Here is a 26264-nt window from a genome sequence, read left to right as displayed (position 1 = left end):
TACGATTTACATATTAACATCATGAATGAAAAAAGTCAATATTTAAATCTTTTAAAGTAAAAAAATTAAATATTGACTTAAAATCTATTCTACTTCTTGTATGCTTATAGTTCTTGTGTGTTTTGTATGACTCCATTCTTTATTGTTTTTATCCAGTATTCCTTGAATAGTAATTGGAATCCATGTAAGAGTATATATACCATATAAAAGATACCAAACAAATATTTTTAATGAATGTTTTCTATCAATAATTAATAGTAATAAAATAAATGTACCTATGTAAATTAAGTTGCCTAATATAATTTCATAGGACTTTGGATGATTTCCAAAAACATAAGTAAATATAACTATGTTTAAAGAATAAAGGGAAAATAATATAAACATAGCTTTTGAAAGTTTTTTTTCTATAAGCATAATAAATGGAGTAAATAAAAATTGTAAAATACTAAAAATTTTCCAGATTATAGGGGTGAAAAGATAATTTATTACAAATATATTAAGCCCCTTTTCCACATTATTTTGAGCTAAAGTTAATATTGCAGATAACCCTAATAATAGAGTAACAAATGGTTGAATTGTATATAAAGCACAATCTAAAGCTGTAAAATTTTTATCTTTTATAGCTTTTAATAATAGTTTAGAAAAAAACCTTGAAGCTACATCCGCAAAACCTTGCATCCACCTTTTTCTTTGATTCCAAGATTGTTTTAATGTTAAAGGTTTTTCATCATAAACTATAGCATTATGTGCCCAACCAACCTTATGTCCATTTAATACTAGTTTACAAGTAAATTCTAAATCTTCCGTAAGGCAAGTTGCCCCCCAACCTAATTTTTTCAAAATATCAGTATTTACACAAAAGCCTGTGCCACCAATTTGATTTGATAATCCTAAATTAGCTCTAGCTAATTGGAATAATCTATTGGCAGTCCAAAATGATATAGAGTAAGATTGAGTAATCCAAGAATCATTTGGATTTTTACTATCTATATATCCTTGTACTACTTTATAGCCAGCACATAGTTTATCGTTCATAGCTCTTAAAAAATTTTTTGATACTAAGTTATCTGCATCAAATATAGCTATAGCATCATAATTTTTTTCCATTGAAAAAATTTTATTAAACATCCACTCTAATGCATAACCTTTTCCTCTTTTATTGGGAACATTTCTTTCAAATACTTCTACATTCAATTCCCTTGCAATTCTAGCTGTTTTATCTGTACAATTATCAGCTATAACATAAATATCAAACAAATCCTTTGGATAGTCTAATGATTTTAAACTATCAATAATATTACTTATAACGGCTTCCTCATTATGAGCAGCCACAAGCAATGCAAATTTTTGAGTAGGTTTATATTTATTTATGTCTTTATCTTTCTTTTTAAATAATCCAAATAGTGATAGTATTAAATAATACATAGTTATAAAGAATACTGCAATTTGAAATATTGCCGTTGAATAGTAAATAAAATCTTCCATATTATCACTTCCATTTCATTTCATTGTTTTTAATGTCGATTTTTATAATACCATATTTTTTTCAAATAAGAGCTTCAGTTACAATCTTCTGATAATTCTTAAAATACTAAAGCCAATTTAAAATGAAATAAGGGAACTTCACTAAAATTAAGTCCAGTCCCCCTTAAACTAAGTTTACCCATATTTAAATTTATTATTAATATTTTGCTATATAACTATTAAAATAATAGTTATCATTTAAATCTATCTTCAATAAAAATATCTTCTAATGGTTTTCTTAGTCCAGGTTTCTCTCTATCCCTTAAATCATCTGTAGGTAAAGTATCTTTTTCACCAAGTTTTCCAACTGCAATTATTGTTAGAATATCATAATCATCAGGTATATTAAATTTTTCTCTAGCAAGATCTTTTTTAAATCCCCCCATAGCGTGAGTAATAAAACCCATTTTTTCAGCTTCTAATGATAAATAGCCCCAAGCTGTGCCAGCATCGAATTTGCTCCAATAATTTTCTTTACCATCTAATGAAAAAATTTTTTTTGAAATAATCATTATAAATGATGGTGCTCTATCAGCCCATAACCTATTAGAGTCTAATAAAACACTTCTCATAGTATTAAGTTGTTCTTCTTTATAAGCTATTATAAATTTCCATGGTTGTTCATTAAAACAAGAAGGAGCATATCTAGCAGCTTCTATTAATGGAAGCAAATCATCTTTTGATATAGTTTCATTTTTAAATGCTCTTGGAGACCATCTATTTTGAATTTCTTTCATTATATCATATTTAAAATTTCGTTTCATGTAAATACACATCCTTTTGATTTATTTTGATTATAACATTATTATACTATATTTTTTTATTTAATGTTTAAATTTATTTTAGTTGACAATTTTTATTAGTATACATAATTTATATTATGTATACTAATTTTATAGGTAGGTTTATTTACATTTTATTTAATTAACATAATTTTAAATATGTTAATTTAGTATATTTTTCACATAATTATTTTTTCTGAATATATTGTAATTAACCACCCTTCTATTATATTCCTTAACATATTATAAAAAGGAGGGATATATATGGGACACAAGCATAAACATTGTTGTGAATATGAATACTATAAAAAGAAATGTAATTGTAAATGTGGCTGCGGCTGTGACTGTGGATGTAATAATTATGGTAATTATGGCGGTTGTGGAAACATTATTCTACCACTTATAGTGTTAGCTTTAATCGCTAATAAATGCTAGTATATATATCAAGGGATAGGAATAATTTCTATCCCTTATTCTTTCATTAAAATATAAGGCTAAAATAAGATATATGCTTATAATAGAGTATAATAAGCTTTATTTATCTAAAAATACAGAATTTACGGAAATATGAATTTACATTTTTTACTATAAACCTGTTATAATACTTATATATCTATATTATAAAGGAGGAAAATAAAATGAATTCCTTTTATTTTCATGCATTAAAAGAAAAAAACGTTGATAAATTATCAGAATATATATTAAATGCAATAAAAGGCAAAAATAAATTACTTTTATTGTGTATAGGAACGGATAATTGCACTGGGGATTCATTAGGACCATTAACAGGTACATTATTAAAAAAAGATAATTGTCCATGTGTTATAATGGGAGATTTAGAAAATATAATAGACTATACTAATATAAAAGAAAAAATAAATTACATCAAAACTTATTATAACGATCACTATATTATAGCTATAGATGCATGTTTAGGTCAAAAGACTAATGTTGGTAAGATATTTATAGAAGAATCCTCCTTATTTCCAGCTGCTGCATTAAGGGCAAAAGATATATCTATCGGAAATATCTCAATAAAAGGAGTAGTAAATAGATATGCTTCAATGAAATATGCTAATGAATATATACTACAACAAACAAGACTCTTTCATGTATATACTATGGCTGATGTTTTATCAAAATCATTAATAAATGCTATAAATACAAACTTACATATTTGTAAGAGTAATGATATAGATATAGGTTCTAAATTATTATATTCAATATAAAAAGAATGGTTAAAAAACCATTCTTTTTATATTGAATATAATTTTAAAGAATTGGTATATGAATTGGTGCACCTGGTCCTAATGGCAATGACATAGAATACCATAATATGAGTAAAACTGACCAACCAACCAAGAATAATAATGAATAAGGTAGCATTGTCGATATTAATGTTCCTATTCCTGTATCTTCATCATATTTTTCTGCAAAACTTACTATTAAAGCAAAATATGACATCAATGGTGTAATTATATTTGTACAGGAGTCTCCTACCCTATATGCTGCCTGTGTAAATTCTGGTGAAAATCCTATATGCATAAACATTGGTACAAATACCGGTGCCATTATAGCCCATTTTGCTGAAGCTGATCCCATAAATAAATTTATAAAAGCTGCTAATATAACAAACAATATTATAAGTGGAATTCCCGTTAAACCTGTTGATTCTAAAAATCCTGCACCTTTAACTGCTAAAATTGTTCCTAAATTAGTATGTCCAAAATATGCAACGAATTGTGAAGCAACAAATACTAATACAAGATATCCCCCCATTTTGCTCATAGATTTTCCAACAGAGTTTGCAACATCTTTATTATTCTTTATTTTCTTTGAAGAAATACCATAAGCTACACCTGGTATAAAGAAAAACAATGCTATTATTGGTACTATTCCATCCATAAATGGTGTATGTCCTATAATTTTGTGTGTCTTAGGATCTCTTAGTATACCATTATATGGAACAACCAATGCAAGTAATATTATCATAAATATTAAAAAAGCTATTCTTGCTGACTTTAATCCCTTTTTTTCTTCCGGAGATAAATCTGCAACGTTTTCATCTGATGCCTTACTATAAGTTCCTAATCTAGGCTCAACAATTCTTTCTGTAACAAAAGTACCTATTATAGCTATTAAAAATGTAGAAGCTACCATAAAATAATAATTTGCAGTAGGCTCTACTCTATAAGTACCATCCATAAGCTTTGCTGCCTCTGTAGTTATTCCACCAAGAAGTGGATCTGTAGTCCCTATTAGAAGGTTTGCACTAAAACCACCAGATACACCAGCAAATGCTGCAGCAAGTCCTGCAAGTGGATGTCTTCCGAAACTTAAAAATATCATAGCACCTAATGGTATCAAAACTACATATCCTGCATCTGAAGCTATATTAGACATAACACCAAGTAAAACAACGATTACAGTAACAAGTCTTTTAGGCGTACTCATTACTGCTTTTCTAAGCAACGCCTGAATAAGTCCTGTTTCTTCTGCTAAGCCCACACCAAGCATAGCAACTAAAACTGTACCTAATGGTGCGAAACTTGTAAAGTTGTTAACTGCACTGGTAAACATATATCTCACTCCATCAGCAGTGAGTAAACTAACTGCTTTTACATCAGTAAGTTTAGTCCCTCCATTTACTTTATCTACCATATTAAATTGTACATTTACGCCTGCTCTAGCGCATAAATCAGAAATAATAATTATAATAACACTTAGTATAACAAATATTGCGGCTGGATGAGGAAGTTTATTTCCTACTCTTTCAACCCAGTCGAGAAATCCTCCTTTTTTCTCGTTTTTCAGATTCTTGCTAGTTTCCCCCATTTTATAACTCCTTTCCTATAATATTGATTTTTTTCTTTTAATGAACTATTATTGCTATGTATATTATTATTTATTTAAAAATAGTTCATTAAATTTGTAATTCATATACAAATTTAATAATATTTTAACATATGAATGAAAATATTTCAATATTTTTTAGAATTATGCATATAATAATAGTTTTTAATTCATATATTATTTAAATTATAATTAATTTATTCATAATTAAATCGAGTAGGAGGAAAATAATTATTTTATTTTCCGTCCTCTCCCACCACCGTACGTACCGTTCGGTATACGGCGGTTCATTAAGAATTATGTACTAGTTGATATCTTTTAGATATACTTTTATACCCTAGATTTTCAAGATATTCATTATTTAGAGTTGTATTAAGAATTGGACTATTGGATATTCTCCAATAGCCTTTTCTTGTATTCGCATATTTCCAACCTTTATAGGTCGGCAGACCGAGTTTTATTAAATTCCGTCCTCTAGTCTTTACCTTTTTCCATTGCTTCCAAATACAAGCTCTCACTCTTCTTCTTATCCATTCGTCTAACTGTTTTATTCTGGCGTTAGCCCAATGTCATCAGTTTAAAATGTAATAAAAAGTAAAAAACTCCTTCTAAAAACACTTTACACTTTAAAATTATCACAAATAATCAAAAAGAGCACATAGATTTTGTGTATTTCTAATGATTAAAGGTGATTAAAATGAAATTTAAAAAAAGCTTTAAAAAAGCCATGTTAGAAAGTAAAATAATGATTGAGGACTATATATTTAAATGTTCGAATAGAACAAGTCCATCATACTTTACGAGGGCAGGAAAAATGGGATTTAAAGAAACAATATTATTTATGCTTAATATGATAAACAAGTCTTTACAAGTAGAATTAAACAATTTTTTTGAAGTGATTTTGAAAAGAAAGGATACAATTTCAAAACAAGCTTTTTCAGAAAATAGGCAAAAAATTAACCCTAATGCATTTATTGAGCTAAATGATAAAATAGTAGATGTTATTTATAAAGAATGTGATGAATACAAGCTTTGGAATGGATACAGATTAACTGCCATTGATGGTACTACAATAGAGTTACCTAATACAGAAACCTTGAGAAATGAGTTTGGATATGCAAAGAATCAGCACACTAGTGTAGCCATTGCTCGTGCAAGTGCTTCATGTCTCTTTGATGTGTTAAATAAAATTGTTATAAAAAGTAAAATATATCGTTTTGAAACTTCTGAAAGAAAAATCGCACTAGAATTAATTTATGAAATGAAAAAAGTTTCTTCCATAAAAGACTTGATATTATTTGATAGGGGATACCCAAGTAGTGAGCTGATGTCTACGTTGATTGAAAGCAATATTTATTTTGTTATGAGACTAAAAAATAATGTATTCAAGAAAAAAATTAATGTAGAAAATCAGGATCAAATAATAGAAATTACACATGATAAAAAAACATATAAAGTCAGAGTTATAAAATTCTATCTTGACTCAGAAACTGAGGAAGTTTTAGTAACTAATTTATTTGATGAATCTATGAAAATTGAAGAATTCAAAGAATTATATTTCAAAAGATGGGGCATAGAGATAAAGTATGATGAATTAAAAAATCGACTTGAAATAGAAAACTTTACAGGCACAACTAAAATAGCAATAGAGCAGGATTTCTATGCTTCTATTTATCTGTCAAATATGATTGAATTGGCACGTAAAGATAGTGATGAAATAGCAAGAGTTGAAAGAGAAAATAAAGAAACAAAGTATGAATATAAGACAAACTTAAATATCTTAATAGGCAGTTTAAAAGATAAGCTTATAATGATGTATCTTGAAGAAAGTCCAAGAAAAAGAAATAAGATTTATAAAGAAATCATGCAAAAAGTTTCAAGAAGTAGTATTCCTATAAGACCTAATAGACAAAATCCTCGTATTAAAAGAATTGCCAGAGGAAAGTATAAGAAAAATAAAAAACGCAGTCTGTAGCTTTAAACAAATAAACCGTAGCACGAATCCTATTTTATGTTTACACGAAAATTGTGACAAATATTAGGATTTATTTGTGTTGCAAAAAAATAAATCTAAAACAAGCCTTATTTTATAAATTAACTCAATAAAATAAAAATCGCAACATATGTTCCATATTATTGAATATTGACTTGATGACATTGAGCTAACGCCTATATCACCTTCGGCGCTCGGGACTCTCACCCTATAGATTGCGCCTATGCTGGGCGCACAGTAAAAAAGATAGTAGAGTGAATTTCTACTATCTTTTAAAAGAGAGCTTAAAATGATTGTAGCTATAAACTCATATACATCCATTAAATACCTAAAAATTTAAGCATTTATGAACCTATATAATCTTAGCTCGACTATTATATATATCTTGGAATCCATATAAATATGTAATCTTTAAACACATATAATAGTCTTCCATTTGGCACTTATTAAACTCTTTTTAAGAATCTAACAAATACCTTTGAGCGAATATATTAAAACCATCATCAGTGTTGATACATTCTTGGCTTAACCACTTTAAACCCTCTTACATTATTTATAATATCCATTTATAAATTTATTATCCTTGGCAATTTTTATATAACCTTTCTTTTTGTAAGCATATTTGTTAAAATTATACCTCCAAATCCTCCAATAAGAGCAGTAATTAATTGAGGTGTTCCCATCATAATGACTAATTTAGATGCAACTTTTGGTGGTATACCTAAATTAAATAAATTAATAAATTTGTTAGCTGACATATATAAAAATCCAAATTTAAAAATTGCGGCTATTACCAAAAATATATATGGAATCCAATTTTCCCTTTTATGACCTAATGAAAACATCAATATAAAAATTATATTGCCAAGCATGATAAAAGGTATAAAAGGTCCCATAGGAGCTGGTAATTGTCCTATAATCCATGCAAGTAAAGGAGTTAAACCTCCTACTAAAATTCCCCATAAAACTCCGCAGGTTAAAGTAGATATTATAAGTACTGCATTAACTATAGAACCTACAAGTAATTGGCTTATTTGAGGGAAACTTCTTCCAATTCCTTGTACTATTATAGCTATGGCTAAAAGTAAAGATGATCTTACTAATCTTTGTGAACTATTCATTATCTGTCCTCCATTTTATCCTATATGCTAATTAAATATATTTGTAACCCTGTCTAATATTCCATTGATATGAGCTATAGCTATACCATAATTTGTTATAGGTACATTATAATTTTTAGCTTTAAGTATTCTACTCATCATTTGCTTTCTATTAAACATACAAGCTCCACAGTGAATTATTAACTTATATTTACTTATATCTTCAGGAAAATCTATTCCTGCATTTACAGTAATATTAATTTCTCCGCCTGCTCTTTCTTTCAACCAATTAGGTATTTTCTCTCTTCCTATATCTCCTTTTAAAGCATGATGAGTACAAGCTTCTGCAATAAGCACCTTATCTCCAGGTTTTAATTCATCTATTGCTTTTGCTCCTTGTATAAATGTTTTTAACTCTCCTTTAAATCTAGCCATAAGTATAGAAAAGGATGTAAGTGGTATATCCTTAGGTATTATATCATTTACTTTTTTAAAAACTTGTGAATCTGTTATTACTAAATTAGGCTTAATATTAATATTATTTATCATATATTCTAGTTCTGAACACTTAACTGTAATAACCACAGTATCATTATCTAAAAGATCTCTTATAGTTTGAACTTGAGGAAGAATTAACCTTCCTTTTGGAGCTTGTATATCTTGTGGTGCCACAAGTAAAACTATATGATTTTTATTAACTATATCTCCAATTAATGTTGGCATTTCAAAATCTATTGGAGAATTTTCAATAATTTTATCTTTTAACTTTTCTATATTTATTTTCTTTAATGCACTTACTTTTATAAAAGGAATGCTAAATTTATCTTTATATTCATCAATATTCACATCAATTTCATCAATTTTATTTACTACACCTATAACAGGTATATTTCTTTTTTTTAAGTCCTCATACCAATGCTTTTCATAAGAAAGATCTTTATTATTGCCTGAAAATATTAATAATGCTAAATCTGTTTTATCCATTACCTCTTTTGTTTTTTTTATTCTAAGTTCCCCTACTTCTCCTAAATCATCAAGTCCAGCTGTATCTATAATCATGACAGGACCTATAGGCAATAGTTCCATTGCCTTATAAACTGGATCTGTAGTAGTTCCAGCTGTGTTTGATACTATTGATATTTCCTGATTAGTTAATGCATTTATTATGCTTGATTTTCCAGCATTTCTTCTACCAAATATAGCTATGTGTAATCTATTTCCCTTTGGAGTATCTATCATAAAAATTCCTCCTAAATTAAAATCTTAAATCTCTTTCTCCATTTTCTATTCTATTAAGTTTTTCCATTGTTGCTTCCCTAGCTCTATCATTTGGAATTTCTTTTAACGCTTCCTTTATAGTTTTTTCTCCAATTTTTTTCACTTCTTCATTTCCATAATCAAGTAAAAATTCTTTAAAAGTTAGTAAAGCATTAGGTTGACATACATTGTGTATTTGCCCTGATTTTGCAAGGCCCATAAACCTTTCTCCTGTTCTTCCCTCTCTATAACAAGCAGTGCAGTAACTTGGAATATATCCTCCTTCACATAAGCTTTTTATTACCTCTAAAGGTGATCTACGGTCTCCAACTTCAAATTGAGGTTTTTCCTCTGTACAGACTTTTGAATTTTCCTTAGCATATCCTCCAACTCCCGTACAAGATCCTGCACTTAATTGTGATATACCAATAGATAAAACTTCATCTCTAAATTTAGTTTCTTCTCTAGTAGATAAAATCATTCCAGTATAAGGAACTGCTAATCTTAATACCGCTACTATCTTTTTAAACTGATCATCTGTTACCATATAAGGATAATTGCTTAAAGACACTCCTTCCGCTTCTCTAATCCTTGGTACAGATATGGTATGTGGTCCAACTCCTGTAGCTTTTTCTAAATGCTCAGCATGCATAAGCATAGCTAATGTTTCATATTTGTAATCATAAAGTCCATAAAGTACTCCTATGCCTACATCATCAATGCCAGCTGCTCTTGCTCTATCCATAGCAGTAGTATGATAATTATAACTATGTTTTGGTCCTTGTGGATGCATTTTTTCATAGGTTTCTTTATGATATGTTTCTTGAAATAATATATAGGTTCCTATTTGCGCTTCCTTTAACCTTTTATAATTTTCAATAGTTGTAGCTGCTATGTTTACATTTATTCTTCTAATACTTCCATTATCAAATTTTAATGAATATATTTTATCTATGCACTGTAGAATATATTCCAATGAACAGTTTACATCATCTTCTCCTGCTTCTAATGCAAGTCTTTTATGTCCTAAAGACTCTAGTATTCTAACCTCTTCCTCTAATTCTTCCATATTAAGTTTTTTTCTTACAAACTCCTTATTTGTATGCTTATATCCACAATATACGCAGTTATTTACACAATAATTGCTTACATATAAAGGAGCAAATAAAACTATCCTTTTACCATATATTTGTTCTTTGATATACCTAGCTGCCTTAAACATTTCTCCTAATAATTCATTATCTTCAATAGTTAAGAGTACCGCTGCCTCTCTATAACTGAGTCCTTTGCATTCCTTAGCTTTTTTCAGCAGTTCTCTTACATAATTTAAATCTTTTGACTTAGCTTCCCCCATCTTTATAGAATCTAATATTTCTGATTCAACAATAAAATCTTCTGCTCTAAATTCCTTCAAAATTAACATCTCCCTTTAAACTATTTTTTAAAACTATCTCCTTTTGTACAGGAAATTTTTTTACCATTTTTTAATATATAATTTTCTATTACTTTCCTTTCTTCTAATATAGACTTTTCTTCTTTAGATTTTGTTGGATATATTTCATACAATCTTCTATATTTATAAGGCTCTACTTTTTGCATAATAACATTAGCACCGCAACTAAATGCCATACTCTTATGATTTTCATTTAAAACTCCTAAAGATGTAGTTGCAGGCAAATGAGTGTCTCTTAAAATAAGCCTTGATAAAGCTACTACTTTTAAAGTTAAAAAAGTACTTCCTTCTTCGCTATTTTTAAGATTCGTTTCAGGATGTGGTATAAAAGGACCTATTCCAGCCATATCTACATTTAATTCTTTTAATAACATTATATCTTTTACTAAAGTTTCATATGTTTGTCCAGGAAGTCCTACCATAAAACCACTCCCTATCTGATATCCTAATTCCTTTAATTCTTTTAAACATCTTATTCTATTATCAAAAGAAGAATGTGGATGCAATTTATTGTATATGTGTTTATCTGCAGTTTCATGTTTTATTAAAAATCTATCTCCCCCTGCTTCTTTAAAAGCTTTATACTCTTCAAATTTTCTTTCTCCTATACTTAAAGTTATACTTAAATCACCTATTTTTTTTATATTTTTTATAACATTACATATTTTATCTTTTGTATACCATAAATCTTCACCAGATTGAAGAACTATAGTTTTATATCCTGCATCATAAGCCTTTTTAGCAGTTTCTATAATTTCATCTAAATCCATTCTGTATCTATTAATGTGATTATTACTTCTATTTAGGCCACAATATGCACATTTACATCTACAATAATTAGAAAATTCTATTATACCTCTTATTTGTATTTCCTCTCCGCAATATCTAGAAGTGATATCTTCTGCTTTAATAAATAAATAGTCCAAATTATCCTTATCTTTTACATTTAAAATATTTATCATTTCCTCTTTAGTTAGTTCATTTTCTAATGCTGCCTTATCTATTAAATCCTTGACACTCATAAGCACACTCCTTGTTCTATCTCATGACTAGCTATTTAACACTTTTATCTTATATAAGGGGAAAATAAAATCTTCTACACCTCTAATATTAAATTTATTTTTATTTTTTAGTTATAGCTGATTTTACATTTACTCCTGATATTTTACCTAGTTTTCCTGTCATAGCACTAATTTCATCTGATGTACCATCTACAATAATAGATATAACACTTATTTCTTTTTCCCTATAAGGAACCCCCATTCTGCCCACTATTATGTCAGCAAATTGATGTAGTATATCATTTACTTTACTTGAGCTCTCAAACTCCTCAATAACTATACCTACAACTCCAACTCTTTTATCCATATTACTCCTCCAAAACAATAAATTATATAAACACAAAAACCTTCCAGAGAAATACTGGAAGGTAATTTAAACTACTTTAAAAATGTATACTCCATAAACTTATATGTAACATAGTTTTATGAAAATATAGCTTTAAAATATATTTAGTTCCTTCCCTTTTGCTCAGATATTCCTTACAATTAGGTAAAACTTTTTTAAAATCTCTTCTATCGGAAATCACCAATAAAAGGGATACATTTTTATTATATTTTTATATATATAATGTGTCAACTACAATTATACCATATATAGATGTTTTTAGTATTAAATTAATAATCATAAACTATTTTAAAACAAAATTTAATATTTATTTTAATAAATAAACTGGCTATATAGCCAGTTTATGAAAACATTACCCTATCGCTTAATTCTTCTTTAAACTTCATAGTTTCAAAATAATTAAGTAGCTTTTCTGTAGTTAAAGCTTTCTTTTCTTCTCCTTTTAAATCTAAAATAATTTCTCCTCTATGCATCATTATTAATCTATTTCCTAATTTTACTGCATGATTTAAATTATGAGTTATCATTATAGTAGTCATATTATTTTCTTTTACTATTCTTTCTGTTATTTTTATAATGCTTTCTGAAGTTTTAGGATCTAATGCAGCTGTATGTTCATCAAGTAAAAGCAACTTAGGCTTTTTCATAACTGCCATTATAAGTGATACAGCCTGCCTTTGTCCGCCTGATAATAATCCTACTTTTGTATTTAATTTATCTTCTAATCCTAAATCCAACTCTTTTAACAATTGACAAAAGAAATTTATATCTTTTTTATTAATTCCCCAAGTGAGATTAAATTTATTCCCCTTATTATTAGCCATAGATAAATTCTCCAATATAGTCATATTAGGTGCCACTCCTAGAGATGGATTTTGAAATACTCTTCCTATATACTTTGAAGCCTTATATTGAGGTATATTACTTATTTCTATTCCATCTAATACTATAGAGCCATAATCCTCTTTAATGGCTTGAGATATTATGTTAAGTAATGTTGATTTTCCAGCTCCATTACTTCCTATTATGGTAATAAAATCTCCATCTTCTATAGTTAAATTAACTCCTTTAAAAATAGTTGTTTCATTTACTGTATGTTTATTAAAGACTTTCCATAGATTTTCTATTGTTAACATATGCCTTACCTCCCATAGAAGATCTTTTTTTAATCTTAATACTCAATTTGTTATTGTTAATACAAAGTGTAATTACCACTATAAATGATGTTATTAATTTTAAGTCTGTTGGAGGAAGCCCTAACTTTAACGCAATTGCTATAGAAGCTTTATATATTATGGCCCCTAATATAGTTAAACTTGTTGCTTTAAATAAAGTTATCTTTTTAAAAATAGAATTTCCTATTATTACTGCTGCTAAAGCCATTACTACTACACCTGTTCCCATACCTACATCAGCAAATCCTTGATATTGTGCCATAATGGATCCTGATAATCCTACTAATCCATTGGAAATCATTAATCCTAAAATTTTTATTAAATCCTTATCTACTGCTAAAGAAGTAACTAGTTCTTCATTATCCCCTACTGCTTTTAATAAAAAACCTAATTTTGTATTTAAAAATAAATCTAGTAATATTTTTGATAATAATGCAAATACAACTATAGTAACTAAGGGAATAAAACTAGAATTAAATATAGTACTTTTGTGGAACAATGGTATATTAGACTTTCCCATTATTCTTAAATTTATAGAATAAAGACCTAACATAACTAAAATTCCTGATAAAAGATTTGTAATTTTTAATTTTACATTTAATAAACCAGTTATTCCTCCTGCTAAAGCCCCTGCAATAAACGAAAGTATACAAGCTAAAAATGGATTCATTCCATTAATTAGACATAATGCGGTAATTGCTGCTCCTAAGGGAAAAGTACCATCTACAGAAAGATCCGGAAAATCTAATATTTTATAAGAAATATATACTCCTAAGGAGGTGATGGAAAATATCATTCCACCTTCTAATACATTTATTAAAATGTCCATTATTTAACTCCCCCTTTTACTTTTTCACTTTTATCCAAAATATCCTTTGGTACTTTTACTTTTAATTTACTAACAGCATCTTCATTTATAACCAGCTGTAAATTTTTTAAAGTGCTAATAGGATTTTCTTCAATGTTATTTCCATTTATTATCTTAATTGCTTCCTCAGCAGTTTGTAATCCAAGTTTATAGTAATCTATTCCTATAGTAGCTACCGCTCCTGAAACTACATGAGCTTTTTCTGCTCCAATTATAGGAACATTTTTACTATAACAATCATTTACTAATAATGGAATCGCTGATGCTACTGTATTATCAGTTATTAAATATAACACATCTATTTTATTTAAAATAGAATTTAATCCTTGAGGAATCTCATTAACATTTGTTATCCCTACTGTAGTCACTTCTAATCCAAATTTAGTTCCTATTTCTTTAGCTTCATCTATTTGAATCTCGGAGTTACTTTCACTAGTATTATATATAATACCTATGCTTTTAGCATTAGGTATTAATTTCTTTAAAAGTTTAAATTGCTCTTCCATAGGTATTCTATCAGAGGTTCCTGTTACATTTGTTTCTGGCTTTTCCATAGATTTTACTAGGCCTGATTTTACTGGATCTGTTACAGCTGTAATAACTATTGGTATATTCTTTGTAGCATTAAATGCTGCTTGAGCTGAAGGTGTTCCTATTGCAAATATCATATCTTCTTTATTAGATACAAAATTTTGAGCTATACTTTGATTAGTTTGCATATCACCTTGGGCATTTTGGTAATCTATTTTTATATTTTTACCCTCTTCATATCCTTTAGCTTTTAAACCTTCTAAAAATCCTTTTCTTGTGGAATCCAATGCGGGATGTTCCACAATCTGTGTTATACCAATTTTTATTATTTTTTTATCCTTGAGAGAAGATACTTTTTCACCATTTTTTGAACATCCTGTAAAAATTGAAATGCCTAAAAATAATGCAAGTAATAATTTGATTTGTCTTTTTGCTACCATACTACCATCCTCCTAAAATATTAAATTATAAATTTAAATGTTTTTTATAGGCTTGCTCATATTTAGAACAAATATAAAAAACTCTCCCTAGGGAGAGTTCGTAAACTAATTAAACCTTAATAAACATATTAAGATTAAAATAAAAAAATACCATACTACCATACTACCCTACTTCAAAACTACCATACTACTATTGCTATTTATTTTTTATAAATTCTATAACATTTGAGAGGTTTTGTCAATATAATTTTAAATATATTTAACAAATGTCAGCTATAGAACGGTGTCCTAATCCTATAACTACTTCATTTAAATGAAGCAGTCCTATACTCATAAATATGCATACACTTAGATGCTCCTTACATCTAGCAATTCCTATTTTCCCTCCTACATTTAACCCATTTGCTTTTTTTGAAACCTGTATTATAGCCTCTCTAGTAGCTCCAGCTACAGCTCCATCATGCACATGACAATCTTTAATAAGTCCACATCTTTTTGAAGCAACTAATGCTCTTTCTACTATTTTAGGTATAGATTGATTTATATTTCCACCTATATCCACAGCAACAGTTATTATTCCACTTTTTTTATATACCTCTTCTAATTTTTTTTCATCTTCTCTGGATGATATAGCCATTTGAATAGAAGCTTTAGCTACATCTATACTATCAATTTTCATGAACATTTTCCTCCTTGTTTATATAAAAAAATATCCTTATGTTTCATTTATATTTTATCATATAACTATAGTATTTAATAATAACTTCTAAAATTTACGAATTTTTTTCTAAAATAAATATACATAAGAATTCCTTCAATAATCCATTGTAAATTTGTTATCCACCATACAAGTGTTACAGGCTTCTTTAAAATATATATAAAATAAAAAATTAAAGGCAATCTTATACACCAACCTGTAATAGTTGAAATAATAAAAGGAGTTTTAGCATCACCCATGCCTTTAAGTCCTCCAGAAAAGATATTTGATATAGCAATAAAAGGTTGTTCTATAGACCCTATATGTAGGCATGCTGCTGTAATAGTTATAACTTCTATTTCTCTACCACTTATAAAAAGTTTTGATAAGAAATTAGGTATAGTTAAGAACATAATAGAAAAAAACATAACCATTCCTAATGCAAATATACTACATTTACTGGCATATTTTTTAGCTCCTTTTAAATCCCTTTCTCCTACCTTTATACCTACTAGAGTTGTAGTTGCAATTCCTATACCAACACTTGGCATAACAGACATACCTTCTATAGTATTGGCTATTCCATTAGCAGCAAAAGCTGAAGGACCTAGCACCATAATCATACCTGTACATATTAATCTACTTAGACTATAGGCTGCTTCTCCAAAAACACATGGAATTGTTAATGAAATAATATCCTTTACTCTTTTAAAACTGCATTTTCTTTTAAATGTAATCTTTATTCTAAAAACTTTTTTCATATATAAAAATAAATATAAGCTTCCCAATAATTGAGAAACCAATGTAGCTATTGCTGCTCCAGCTATTCCTAAAGCTCTTGAAAATAATCCAAAAATTAAAATAAAATCAAACATAACTTTACTTAAAGAAACAATTAAAGAAACCATAAAAGGAGTTTTTGTATTTCCTACTCCCCTCAATATAGAATTTATAATATTTATAAATATATTTGGCAAAAGTGATATTGATATAATTTTCATATACAAATTTCCATATGTTTTTACTCTATCATAAGCTTTGAAAATATATAAAAACTCATTACTAAAAATAAAAAACATTGAGGATATAAAAATAGAAAATAAAATACCAATTTTCATTCCTATTATTGAATACTCTTTTGCAGTTTCCATATCATTTCTTCCCACGCTTCTAGCTATATATGAGGTTATTGCTATACTAAGCCCTGATGATATAAATATATTATAGAAAGTATTTATAATTTCATTACTTAAAGTTACTGCACTAACAACTTTGTTACCTCCATATCTTCCTAGCATCATTATGTCAAATATTTTCATGAAGTTATAAACTACCATCTCTGCAATTACAGGTAAAGATATGTCTATAACTTCTTTTATTATGCTATTTTTTTTCATTTTTATTTACCTTTCATTTTTAAATCAATTTATTCCATTATTAAAATATATTAAGCAGTTAACTTTTTTAATATTGCATTTATATAAATTACCATAATAATATTCCTTTAAAATAATTATTTTTGGTAACAATATTTATAGAATATATAAGTATAAATTTAACTCTATTCAGGAGGTGCCTATTTACTTATGAAAAAACTCACTAAATTAGCCTCAATTTCATTAGCGTTTTTATATATTCTAACCTATACTTTAAATATAAAAATTAGAACTAGTCTAACATGGTTTCCTATATCATCTTTTAATAAAGAAGAATTAAAAGATGATATAGAAAGAATATACAATAACTGCTCTAAGGTATTTATTACTGGTGATTTAAATTCTTTACCTCAATACTTTGATACTTCACAAAAATATGGTAAATGGGCATTAGAACACGAAGTTAGAAGAGTAAAATATCTAAAACATTGGTCCTATCAGCGGAGAATAAATTTTACCGATGTGACTTCTTCTGTATTACTATATAAAGTACATCCCTCAAACAATGAGAAAGTTAAATTGACATTAAAAGAAATTTATAAATTTAATTATGTATATAATGATGACAAGGAACCCACTACTAATTCTTTTGGAGTTGGAATAAGACACTCTGTTGATTTAATAAAAAAAGATAATAATTGGATTATATTTAATGACCAATATACAGATTGTTTTGAAGATGCTCTTAAAGCATACTCTGGTGAAATAAAAAACATAGATTTTTCAGAAAGTGATATATTTAATATTCCAAATTGTCCAAAAGCTATTAATTATAATAGCGTTAGTAAATACAATAGATTAAAAGCAGCAGATTACGCTGATAAATATTCTGGTGCCTCATTAGAAGAAGGCACTGATTATACTTATAATAAAAAATATAAAAATTTCAATGGAGCTGGTGGTGATTGTACTAATTTTGCATCACAGGTATTAGGAGATACAGAAGCTGGAGGATTAAACTTTGATAGTACCTGGTATTGCACTTATCATAAATTTTCTCCTGCAGAAGGTAGCAAAGCCTTTGTTAATGCAGATGCATTTAAAAATTATTTAATATATAGTGGTAAAGGTACTGTAATAAAAAAAGGAACTTTTAAACAATTATCAGAACCTAAAGAAAATTATCCTTGCAGTATATTAGAAAAGTTAGAACTTGGCGATTTAATATGTTATGCCAAAGGAAATAATATGGATCATTTTTCAATAGTTACCGCTTGGGATTCTCATGGTTATCCTTTGATTAATTCACACACTACAGATAGATATCATGTTCCATGGGATTTAGGGTGGGGAGATAAAAATATATTTTTCCATATTATTCATATTAATTAATTTTTAATTTCATTAATCTTATAGAATTTATTCGTAAGATTAGCAGCTTTTATGAGGTAAAATAGTGTAATTAAAATTTAGAAAGTAGATGAGTTAAATTGAAAAGAAATTTTTTTACTAGAAGAAAAACTAAAGCTTTTATTATAATTTCTCTAATACTAATGTACTTTTTATGCTATAAGAACATTAATAATATCTCTAAAAATACATTAAATGTTAATCACAATAAAAGAATAGTTTATTTAACCTTTGATGATGGTCCTACTAAAATAATTACTCCTAAGCTACTAGATGTATTAAAACAACATGATGTAAAGGCTACTTTTTTCGTAGTCGGAAAAGAAATAGAAGGCACAGAAGATATTTTACTTAGAATGTATAAAGAGGGACATGGAATAGGTCTTCATACTTATAGTCATAATTATAAAAAAGTGTATTCTAGCCAAGATATATTTATAGATGAAATGATTAAAACTAAAGAAAAAGTAAAAGCTATTACTGGATATACATCAAATATAATAAGATTTCCTGGTGGTAGCGCAAAGCAACTTAATAAAGGATTTTTAGAAAAACTTCATAAGAATAATTTAAAAGTATTTGATTGGAATGTAAATTTATGTGATGGAATAAATGCCAACTTACCTGTTAACAAATTAGTAAATAACGCTAAAAGATATAAGAATAATTATTCTAGACTTATAGTTCTTATGCATTGCAATTCTAACAATAAAAATACAGTAAAAGCTTTGCCTGAAATAATTAAATATTATAAAAATTTAGGTTATGAATTTAAAGCCATTACTAACGATACAAAAGAATTTTACTATAGGTTTAAAAAATAAGCAGACAGAAATTTTTCTGCCTGCTTATTTTTTGTATAATCTTAATTATTTAGTCTCATTCACATAAAAGATAGTTATGAAATTTCCGCTTCTTTATAACTAGTTTCTGATATTAATTTTTTATTGTTATTTCTCTTTTGCCAGAATAAGTATCCAAAGCATATTACAATCGAAACCAATGAAGAAATAGGAGCTGCAAGCCCAAGCTTATAAAGAGTTACTCCAGCCATTTTGCTAATTAAATAAGTCATTGGTATTCTAAATCCAAAGGTAGCAATTAAGCTATGAACAAGAGATACTACTGACTTACCACATCCACTGAAATATCCATTCATACAAAATACAAAACTTACCATGATGCAATCAATAGAAAATGCCATTAAATATTGTCCTGCCACTTTAATAACTTCTGGGTCATTTGAGAAAATAATAGTTAAAGTTTCTGGACATATTTGACAGTATGTTGTTGCTAAAATACCAAAAACTAATGAATATATTATACCATAACTAAGAATCTTGTTTGCTCTTTGTAGTTTTCCAGCACCAATATTTTGTGCTGTCATTGCAGAAACAGCTGAACCAAAAGCTGAAGGTGGTAACATTGCAAATACAATAATCTTTTCAACTACTCCAACAGCAGCTGATGCGGTTACACCCATTTTATTTATAACGGCTGTAATAATTAAGAATGATACATTGACTAAGGCATCCTGTAATGCTAGTGGTAAGCCAACCATTAAAATATATTTAGCAGATTCTTTATGAAGTTTAAAATAATTCTTGTTTATTTTAAATTTTAATCCTTTATATATTATATAAAATAAAGCTATAATAAAGCTTATCGATTGTGATGAAATTGTGGCAATAGCTGCTCCTGCTGCTCCAAGCTTAAATACACCAACTAATACTATGTCAACAACAACGTTTATTATACATGCAATTAGTACAAAATATACTGGTGTCTTTGAATTTCCCATACCTCTAAATATACCACTTATTGCATTATATCCAATGATAAAAGGTATTCCTAATGCACAAATTAAAATATATTGCTTTGTATACCCTACAGCTTCTGCTGGTGTATGCATTAATGAAATAGCTAAATCAGCTTCTAAAATCATTAATGGAGTTAATATAATAGCAACTATAGCAAACAAGATGCTTAATGAACCAATAGCATTTGCTATACCTTCATCATTCTTTTCTCCTATACGTCTGCCAATCAATACTGTACCACCCATTGATATACCTAAAATAATGCCTGTTATAGTCTGCATGACCTGACTTCCAATTGCAACTGCTGAAACGGCAGCAGAATCTGTAAATTGACCTACAACAAATAAATCAGCTGCACCATAAAATGCTTGCAAAAAACTTGTACATAAAAACGGAAAAGCAAATTTTAATAATGTTGTACTAATTTTCCCTTTCGTCAAATTACTCATAATACACAATCCTCCTATAAAATTGCTTATACCATATGTTCATTTGATTAATAATTTTAATTGAAGTAACAATTTTAATTTCTGCTAAAAAACAAAAGCTGGATAAGCTAGTAAGCCATTGCTTACCATCTTATCCAGCATATAATTCTAAAAATTAATATACCCTCCGATGAACAATATAATTATACAAATAAACTAAAAATTAGTCAAGATATTGTGCAAGCTTATGTGATATAAGCCTATTTCTTTATCATCTGGGCAACCTTGGATGTATTAAATTTAAACTACTTCCGTATATTTTGAAACTACTATATTATTTTTAGTGTCCAATCTTCGCAATTCCATATTTTATTAGCTACATCTTTATAAAATTCTGGTTCATGGCATACCAACAAAATACTTCCTTTATATTCTTTTAATGCTCTTTTTAACTCTTCCTTAGCATCTACATCTAAATGGTTAGTAGGCTCGTCTAAAATAAGTATATTTGTTTCTTTATTTATAATTTTGCATAGTCGCACCTTTGCCTGTTCTCCACCACTTAATACTAATATCTTGCTTTCTATATGTTTAGTAGTTAATCCACATTTTGCAAGAGCAACTCTTATTTCATACTGAGTATATGAAGGGAAGTCCTGCCATAATTCTTCTATACAAGTATTATAATTAGCTTCTTTTATTTCTTGTTGAAAATATCCTATATACTGATAATCCCCTAATTCTACTTTTCCTGATAAAGGTTTCAAATCACCAATTAAACTTTTAAGCAAAGTTGTTTTACCAAGTCCATTTGCTCCTACTAAAGCAATTTTATCTCCTCTTTCCATTCTTAAATTCAATGATTTAGTTAAAGGCTCATCATAGCCTATTACTAAATCAGAGGTTTCAAAAATAACTTTTCCAGAAGTTCTTGCTGTTTTAAAACAAAATTCAGGTTTTACCTTTTCTTTTGGAAGTTCTATTCTTTCCATTTTATCTAACTTTTTTTGTCTAGATTTTGCTCTTCCAGTTGTAGAAATTCTAGCTTTATTTCTAGCAATAAAGTCTTCAAGCTGTTCTATTTCTTGTTGCTGTCTCTCATAAGCTGCTTCTAACTGTTTTTTATTTGCTTCATATAATCTTTGAAAGTTATCATAATCACCTACGTATCTGGTAAGTTTTCTATTTTCTACATGATATATTAAATTAATTACACTATTTAAGAATGGTATATCATGTGAAATTAATATGAAAGCATTTTCATAATTTTGAAGGAATCTTTTTAACCATTCTATATGTTGTTCATCTAAATAGTTTGTAGGCTCATCCAATAATAGAATATCTGGATTCTCTAATAATAGCTTAGTTAATAAAACTTTTGTTCTTTGCCCACCACTCAAATCTGCTACATCCTTATCCAATCCAATATCCTTAAGTCCAAGACCTGTTGCCACCTCTTCTATTTTTGCATCTATAATATAAAATCCATTATTATCAAGCATATCTTGAATATTACCCATATCTTCTAATAATTTTTCTAATTCTTCTGGAGAAGCTTCACCCATTTTTTCAGTAATAACTAACATTTCTTCTTCTAACTTAAAAAGATATTGAAAAGCTTCTCTTAACACATCCCTTATAGACTTACCTTTTTCAAGTTCTGTATGTTGATCCATATAGCCTACTCTTACATTATTAGACCATTCTATTTTACCTTCATCAGGCATCAACTTCCCTGTGATAATATTCATAAAGGTAGATTTACCTTCTCCATTTGCTCCTATAAGTCCTACATGTTCTCCTTTTAATAATCTAAAAGACACTTCTTCAAATATAGCTCTATCGCCAAAGCCGTGACTAATATTTTTAACTGTCAAAATACTCAATATTTATCTCCCCTTAAACTATATAATAAAATAAAATTACACTTTCTCATTTTATAGAAATATTTATACACTGTAAAGATAGAAAATAAAAAAAGACGACTAATCGTCTTTTTTATTTATACATTAATTTTTATTTTAATAATTCCTCTGCTCTTTTTACTACATTATCAATAGTAAATCCAAATTCTTTAAATAGTACTTCGCCTGGTGCAGAAGCTCCAAAATGATCTATAGATATAATGTCTCCATCTAACCCAACATATTTATGCCAACCAAAAGATGCTGCTGCTTCTACTGCTAATCTCTTTCGAACATTCTTTGGTAGAATCTTTTCCTTATAAGCTTGATCCTGTGCTTCAAATATTTCTAAGGAAGGCATACTAATTACTCTTGCATCTATTCCTTTTTCTCTTAATACTTTTGCTCCTTCATAAATTAATTCTACCTCAGATCCCGTAGCCATAAGTATAATATCTGGTGTTTCTTTTTCTGAATCCATTAATATATATGCTCCTTTTAAAGTATCTTTTCCGGTTTCATCATATAATGGAAGACTTTGTCTAGACAATACAATTGAAGTAGGCCCATCTTTTTTAGTAATAGCATAATACCAAGCTGCAGCAGTTTCTTTTGAATCTGCTGGTCTAAATACTGTCATATTAGGTATACTTCTTAAAGAAGCTAACTGTTCTATTGGCTCATGAGTAGGTCCATCTTCTCCTACTCCAATGCTATCATGAGTTAAAACATAAACTACTGGTATCTTCATCAAAGATGACAATCTCATAGATGCTTTCATATAGTCAGAAAATACAAAGAAAGTTGCTACAAACACCTTTAAGCCTCCATGAACATAAATTCCATTAGCAATAGCAGCCATAGCATGCTCCCTTACTCCAAAATGTAAATTTGCACCTAATCTATATTCTTTAGAAAAATCTCCTTTTTCTTTCATATAAGTTTTATTTGAAGGAGCTAAGTCCGCTGAACCACCTATAATATTTGGAATTAACTTAGTTAATCTATTAATTATTTCTCCTGAAGAAGCTCTTGTAGCCATTTTTTTGTCGAAGTTCCAAAAGTCTTTGTTTTCTAGTAAATTAGCTTCAATTTCTCCACTAAACCATAATTTAAATTCCTTTTCTAATTCTGGATACTTAGCTTTGTATTCCTGTTTTAACTTATTCCAATTTTCTTCTTCTAAAGAAAGCCTTTTTTTAATTTCATTTATGTGAGATTTTACTTCATCAGGAACATAGAATTCTTCATTAAAATTCCATGATAAAAATTCTTTAGTTTTTTTGATGTTTTCTTCTCCTAAAGGCTCTCCATGAGCAGATGCCTTTCCTTGCTTTTCAGGACAGCCATATCCTATTTGAGTTTTAATAATTATTATACTTGGTTTTTCTGTTTCAGATTTAGCTTCTTTTATAGCATCATCTATGATACTAATATTATTTCCCTCTTCTACTTCAATTACCTGCCAATTATAAGCCTTGAATCTTTCCCCTACATTTTCTCTAAATGCTATATCTGTATTTCCTTCTATAGAAATATTATTAGAATCATATAATAATATTAATTTTCCAAGTCCCAGAGTTCCAGCTAAAGACGCTGCTTCTGAAGATATACCTTCCATTAAACAACCATCTCCAACTAAAGCATAAGTATAATGATCTATAATATTAAATTCTGGTCTATTAAATTTTTCTTCTAAATAGCTTTCTGCTATAGCTATACCTACTGCATTAGCAACTCCCTGTCCTAAAGGACCTGTTGTAATCTCAACTCCAACAGTATGACCATATTCAGGATGTCCCGGTGTTTTGCTTCCCCATTGTCTAAATTCTTTTAAATCATTTAATTCTAATCCATAACCAAATAAGTGCAATAAAGAATATAATAACATAGAACCATGACCTGCTGAAAGAATAAATCTGTCTCTATTAATCCATTTAGGATTATTAGGACTGTGCTTCATATTATTTGCCCATAATGCATAGGCCATAGGAGCTGCACCCATGGGAAGTCCTGGATGTCCTGAATTAGCTTTTTGAATAGCTTCTACTGATAATAATCTTAAAGTATTTACAGTTAAATCAGAAATGTTTTTCATATGTTTATCTCCTTTTCTTATATATAATTTATATTTAATCTACGCTAAAGTTTTTCTATATCCCCTTCCCTCAACTTCTGATACATCCAGTATTGAAATAAATGAATTTTCGTCTATTTCTTTAACTAATAGTTTTAATGCTGGTAATTGTGCTAAAGGTACTACACAATAAAGTACTTTTCTGCTTTTATTAGTATAAGCTCCCTCTCCATATAAAAAGGTTACTCCTCTTTTTAAATCTTCCATAATACTTCTACTTACTTCTTCTTCTTTATCTGTTATAATTAAAATCAATTTATCTCTATTAAATCCTTTAACAACCTTATCTATAACAAAAGAAGTTATATACATTGAAACTAATGTATACAATGCACTTTTTATATCAAAAACAAAAGCACCTATAGTTACTATTATACAATTTACTCCAAAAGATATTTTACCTATATCTAAGTTTTCATGTTTTTTCTTTATAACAGAAGCTACTATGTCTAATCCCCCTGTAGAACCATGATTACTAAATCCCATTCCTACACCAGCACCATTTAGTATACCACCATATAAACACAATAATAATGGGTCATCAATGGAAATAAATTGCCTAAGCGATCTAGTTAGTATTAGCATTAAAGAAAAAGATATACTTCCTATTATTGTATATATAGTGAATCTTTTATCCATTTTTTTATAGCTAAGAAATAGAAGAGGAATATTTATTGCGAACACCGTATACCCCGCAGATATTTTAAATAAGTATTGTAATATTAATGAGATACCTGATACTCCTCCACTTAATAGCTTTGCATTTACAATAAACATATTAATACCTAAAGATGATATTAAAGAACCTAGTATTATAAAAATTATATTTTTACTACTTCTCTTATTGATATAATCATTAAGTTGCAATTATTTCTTCCCCCTTTATAATAATTTCAAAATTGCATATATTTATCCAAAAGTAGATAAATATATATTAATCATATTATATTTTAATTGGTAAGTAAAATATAATTTAAAACTTTTCATATTTTAGTAAAATTAAAGCTAATTTTCGTAGCATTAGTTGGAACTTTACATATAATAATATTGTAAGCACTAAATATTTTTATAAGAAAGGCGGCTATATGTTTTTTTGTCCATATTTTGTA

Annotated in this window: 22 protein-coding genes and 1 pseudogene; 5 read left to right on the top strand and 18 right to left on the bottom strand. The window is 28.0% G+C overall.

The window, feature by feature from the left end; all coding sequences use genetic code 11:
- Positions 1-84 precede the first annotated feature (84 nt).
- Both J2Z24_RS08985 and J2Z24_RS08980 read right to left on the bottom strand, forming a co-directional pair.
- On the bottom strand, positions 85-1485 hold the full coding sequence (locus tag J2Z24_RS08985) for a glycosyltransferase family 2 protein (RefSeq protein WP_035146774.1): 1401 nt from the start codon (positions 1483-1485) through the stop codon (positions 85-87).
- Positions 1486-1718: 233 nt separating this feature from the next.
- Positions 1719-2288 carry a nitroreductase family protein gene (locus J2Z24_RS08980; RefSeq protein WP_051593202.1) on the bottom strand — a complete coding sequence of 190 codons (570 nt, stop codon included), beginning with the start codon at positions 2286-2288 and terminating at the stop codon, positions 1719-1721.
- A 282-nt stretch (positions 2289-2570) separates the two neighbouring features.
- Here J2Z24_RS08980 and J2Z24_RS08975 point away from each other — a divergent pair, with 282 nt between their 5' ends.
- Together J2Z24_RS08975 and yyaC are read left to right on the top strand one after the other, a co-directional pair.
- Positions 2571-2741, top strand: coding sequence for a hypothetical protein (locus J2Z24_RS08975; RefSeq protein WP_156950204.1), 171 nt, complete (start codon positions 2571-2573; stop codon positions 2739-2741).
- Between the two features lie 203 nt (positions 2742-2944).
- Positions 2945-3535, top strand: a complete 591-nt coding sequence (gene yyaC, locus J2Z24_RS08970) for a spore protease YyaC (RefSeq protein ID WP_051593201.1) — start codon at positions 2945-2947, stop codon at positions 3533-3535.
- 43 nt (positions 3536-3578) lie between these two features.
- On the opposite strand, the gene J2Z24_RS08965 is transcribed toward yyaC, so the two are convergent.
- Both J2Z24_RS08965 and J2Z24_RS21355 read right to left on the bottom strand, forming a co-directional pair.
- Positions 3579-5141 carry an AbgT family transporter gene (locus J2Z24_RS08965; protein ID WP_111947508.1) on the bottom strand — a complete coding sequence of 521 codons (1563 nt, stop codon included), beginning with the start codon at positions 5139-5141 and terminating at the stop codon, positions 3579-3581.
- Between the two features lie 308 nt (positions 5142-5449).
- Positions 5450-5722, bottom strand: a pseudogene (locus J2Z24_RS21355) (group II intron maturase-specific domain-containing protein); the annotation flags it as partial.
- A 134-nt stretch (positions 5723-5856) separates the two neighbouring features.
- Here J2Z24_RS21355 and J2Z24_RS08960 point away from each other — a divergent pair.
- Positions 5857-7134, top strand: a complete 1278-nt coding sequence (locus J2Z24_RS08960; protein WP_241392964.1) for an IS4 family transposase — start codon at positions 5857-5859, stop codon at positions 7132-7134.
- A gap of 611 nt (positions 7135-7745) precedes the next feature.
- On the opposite strand, the gene J2Z24_RS08955 is transcribed toward J2Z24_RS08960, so the two are convergent.
- The 10 genes from J2Z24_RS08955 to J2Z24_RS08910 all read right to left on the bottom strand — a co-directional run bounded on the left by J2Z24_RS08955 (position 7746) and on the right by J2Z24_RS08910 (position 17477).
- The gene (locus tag J2Z24_RS08955) at positions 7746-8273 is read right to left on the bottom strand and encodes an ECF transporter S component (protein WP_085059023.1); all 528 of its coding nucleotides are present in this window, start codon (positions 8271-8273) and stop codon (positions 7746-7748) included.
- A 27-nt stretch (positions 8274-8300) separates the two neighbouring features.
- Positions 8301-9491, bottom strand: a complete 1191-nt coding sequence (gene hydF / locus J2Z24_RS08950) for a [FeFe] hydrogenase H-cluster maturation GTPase HydF (RefSeq protein ID WP_035146762.1) — start codon at positions 9489-9491, stop codon at positions 8301-8303.
- Positions 9492-9507: 16 nt separating this feature from the next.
- Positions 9508-10926, bottom strand: a complete 1419-nt coding sequence (hydG, locus tag J2Z24_RS08945) for a [FeFe] hydrogenase H-cluster radical SAM maturase HydG (protein ID WP_035146857.1) — start codon at positions 10924-10926, stop codon at positions 9508-9510.
- A gap of 17 nt (positions 10927-10943) precedes the next feature.
- On the bottom strand, positions 10944-11984 hold the full coding sequence (gene hydE / locus J2Z24_RS08940; protein ID WP_035146760.1) for a [FeFe] hydrogenase H-cluster radical SAM maturase HydE: 1041 nt from the start codon (positions 11982-11984) through the stop codon (positions 10944-10946).
- A 100-nt stretch (positions 11985-12084) separates the two neighbouring features.
- Positions 12085-12330 carry a TM1266 family iron-only hydrogenase system putative regulator gene (locus J2Z24_RS08935; RefSeq protein WP_035146758.1) on the bottom strand — a complete coding sequence of 82 codons (246 nt, stop codon included), beginning with the start codon at positions 12328-12330 and terminating at the stop codon, positions 12085-12087.
- A gap of 380 nt (positions 12331-12710) precedes the next feature.
- On the bottom strand, positions 12711-13505 hold the full coding sequence (locus J2Z24_RS08930; RefSeq protein WP_035146757.1) for an ABC transporter ATP-binding protein: 795 nt from the start codon (positions 13503-13505) through the stop codon (positions 12711-12713).
- A complete protein-coding gene (locus J2Z24_RS08925; RefSeq protein WP_035146755.1) occupies positions 13471-14373 on the bottom strand; it encodes an ABC transporter permease in 903 nt (300 codons plus the stop codon). The genes J2Z24_RS08930 and J2Z24_RS08925 overlap by 35 nt, the downstream gene beginning before the upstream one ends.
- Positions 14373-15383 carry an ABC transporter substrate-binding protein gene (locus tag J2Z24_RS08920; RefSeq protein WP_035146752.1) on the bottom strand — a complete coding sequence of 337 codons (1011 nt, stop codon included), beginning with the start codon at positions 15381-15383 and terminating at the stop codon, positions 14373-14375. Before J2Z24_RS08920 ends, J2Z24_RS08925 begins: the two co-directional genes overlap by 1 nt.
- A 259-nt stretch (positions 15384-15642) precedes the next feature.
- The gene (locus J2Z24_RS08915; protein ID WP_035146749.1) at positions 15643-16062 is read right to left on the bottom strand and encodes a HutP family protein; all 420 of its coding nucleotides are present in this window, start codon (positions 16060-16062) and stop codon (positions 15643-15645) included.
- A 74-nt stretch (positions 16063-16136) separates the two neighbouring features.
- On the bottom strand, positions 16137-17477 hold the full coding sequence (locus J2Z24_RS08910; protein ID WP_035146747.1) for an MATE family efflux transporter: 1341 nt from the start codon (positions 17475-17477) through the stop codon (positions 16137-16139).
- A gap of 189 nt (positions 17478-17666) precedes the next feature.
- On the opposite strand from J2Z24_RS08910, the gene J2Z24_RS08905 reads away from it, so the two are divergent.
- Together J2Z24_RS08905 and J2Z24_RS08900 are read left to right on the top strand one after the other, a co-directional pair.
- Positions 17667-18848, top strand: a complete 1182-nt coding sequence (locus J2Z24_RS08905) for an amidase domain-containing protein (RefSeq protein ID WP_035146746.1) — start codon at positions 17667-17669, stop codon at positions 18846-18848.
- A 98-nt stretch (positions 18849-18946) separates the two neighbouring features.
- On the top strand, positions 18947-19690 hold the full coding sequence (locus tag J2Z24_RS08900; protein WP_035146745.1) for a polysaccharide deacetylase family protein: 744 nt from the start codon (positions 18947-18949) through the stop codon (positions 19688-19690).
- Between the two features lie 74 nt (positions 19691-19764).
- Here the strand turns inward: J2Z24_RS08900 and J2Z24_RS08895 are convergent, their stop codons facing one another.
- From J2Z24_RS08895 to J2Z24_RS08880, 4 genes are all read right to left on the bottom strand, one after another.
- On the bottom strand, positions 19765-21135 hold the full coding sequence (locus tag J2Z24_RS08895; RefSeq protein ID WP_035146742.1) for an MATE family efflux transporter: 1371 nt from the start codon (positions 21133-21135) through the stop codon (positions 19765-19767).
- A 308-nt stretch (positions 21136-21443) separates the two neighbouring features.
- Positions 21444-23000, bottom strand: a complete 1557-nt coding sequence (locus J2Z24_RS08890) for an ABC-F family ATP-binding cassette domain-containing protein (protein WP_035146740.1) — start codon at positions 22998-23000, stop codon at positions 21444-21446.
- A 130-nt stretch (positions 23001-23130) separates the two neighbouring features.
- Positions 23131-25116 (bottom strand): transketolase, encoded by a 1986-nt coding sequence (gene tkt, locus J2Z24_RS08885; protein WP_035146738.1) that lies wholly within the window; start codon positions 25114-25116, stop codon positions 23131-23133.
- Between the two features lie 39 nt (positions 25117-25155).
- On the bottom strand, positions 25156-26022 hold the full coding sequence (locus J2Z24_RS08880) for a YitT family protein (RefSeq protein ID WP_035146736.1): 867 nt from the start codon (positions 26020-26022) through the stop codon (positions 25156-25158).
- Positions 26023-26264 lie beyond the last annotated feature (242 nt).

This window comes from Clostridium tetanomorphum (assembly GCF_017873215.1).
Classification (GTDB): Bacteria; Bacillota; Clostridia; order Clostridiales; family Clostridiaceae; genus Clostridium_AO; species Clostridium_AO tetanomorphum.
Note: the sequence above shows the minus strand (reverse complement) of the source record. Positions and strands in the feature narration are given on the sequence as shown.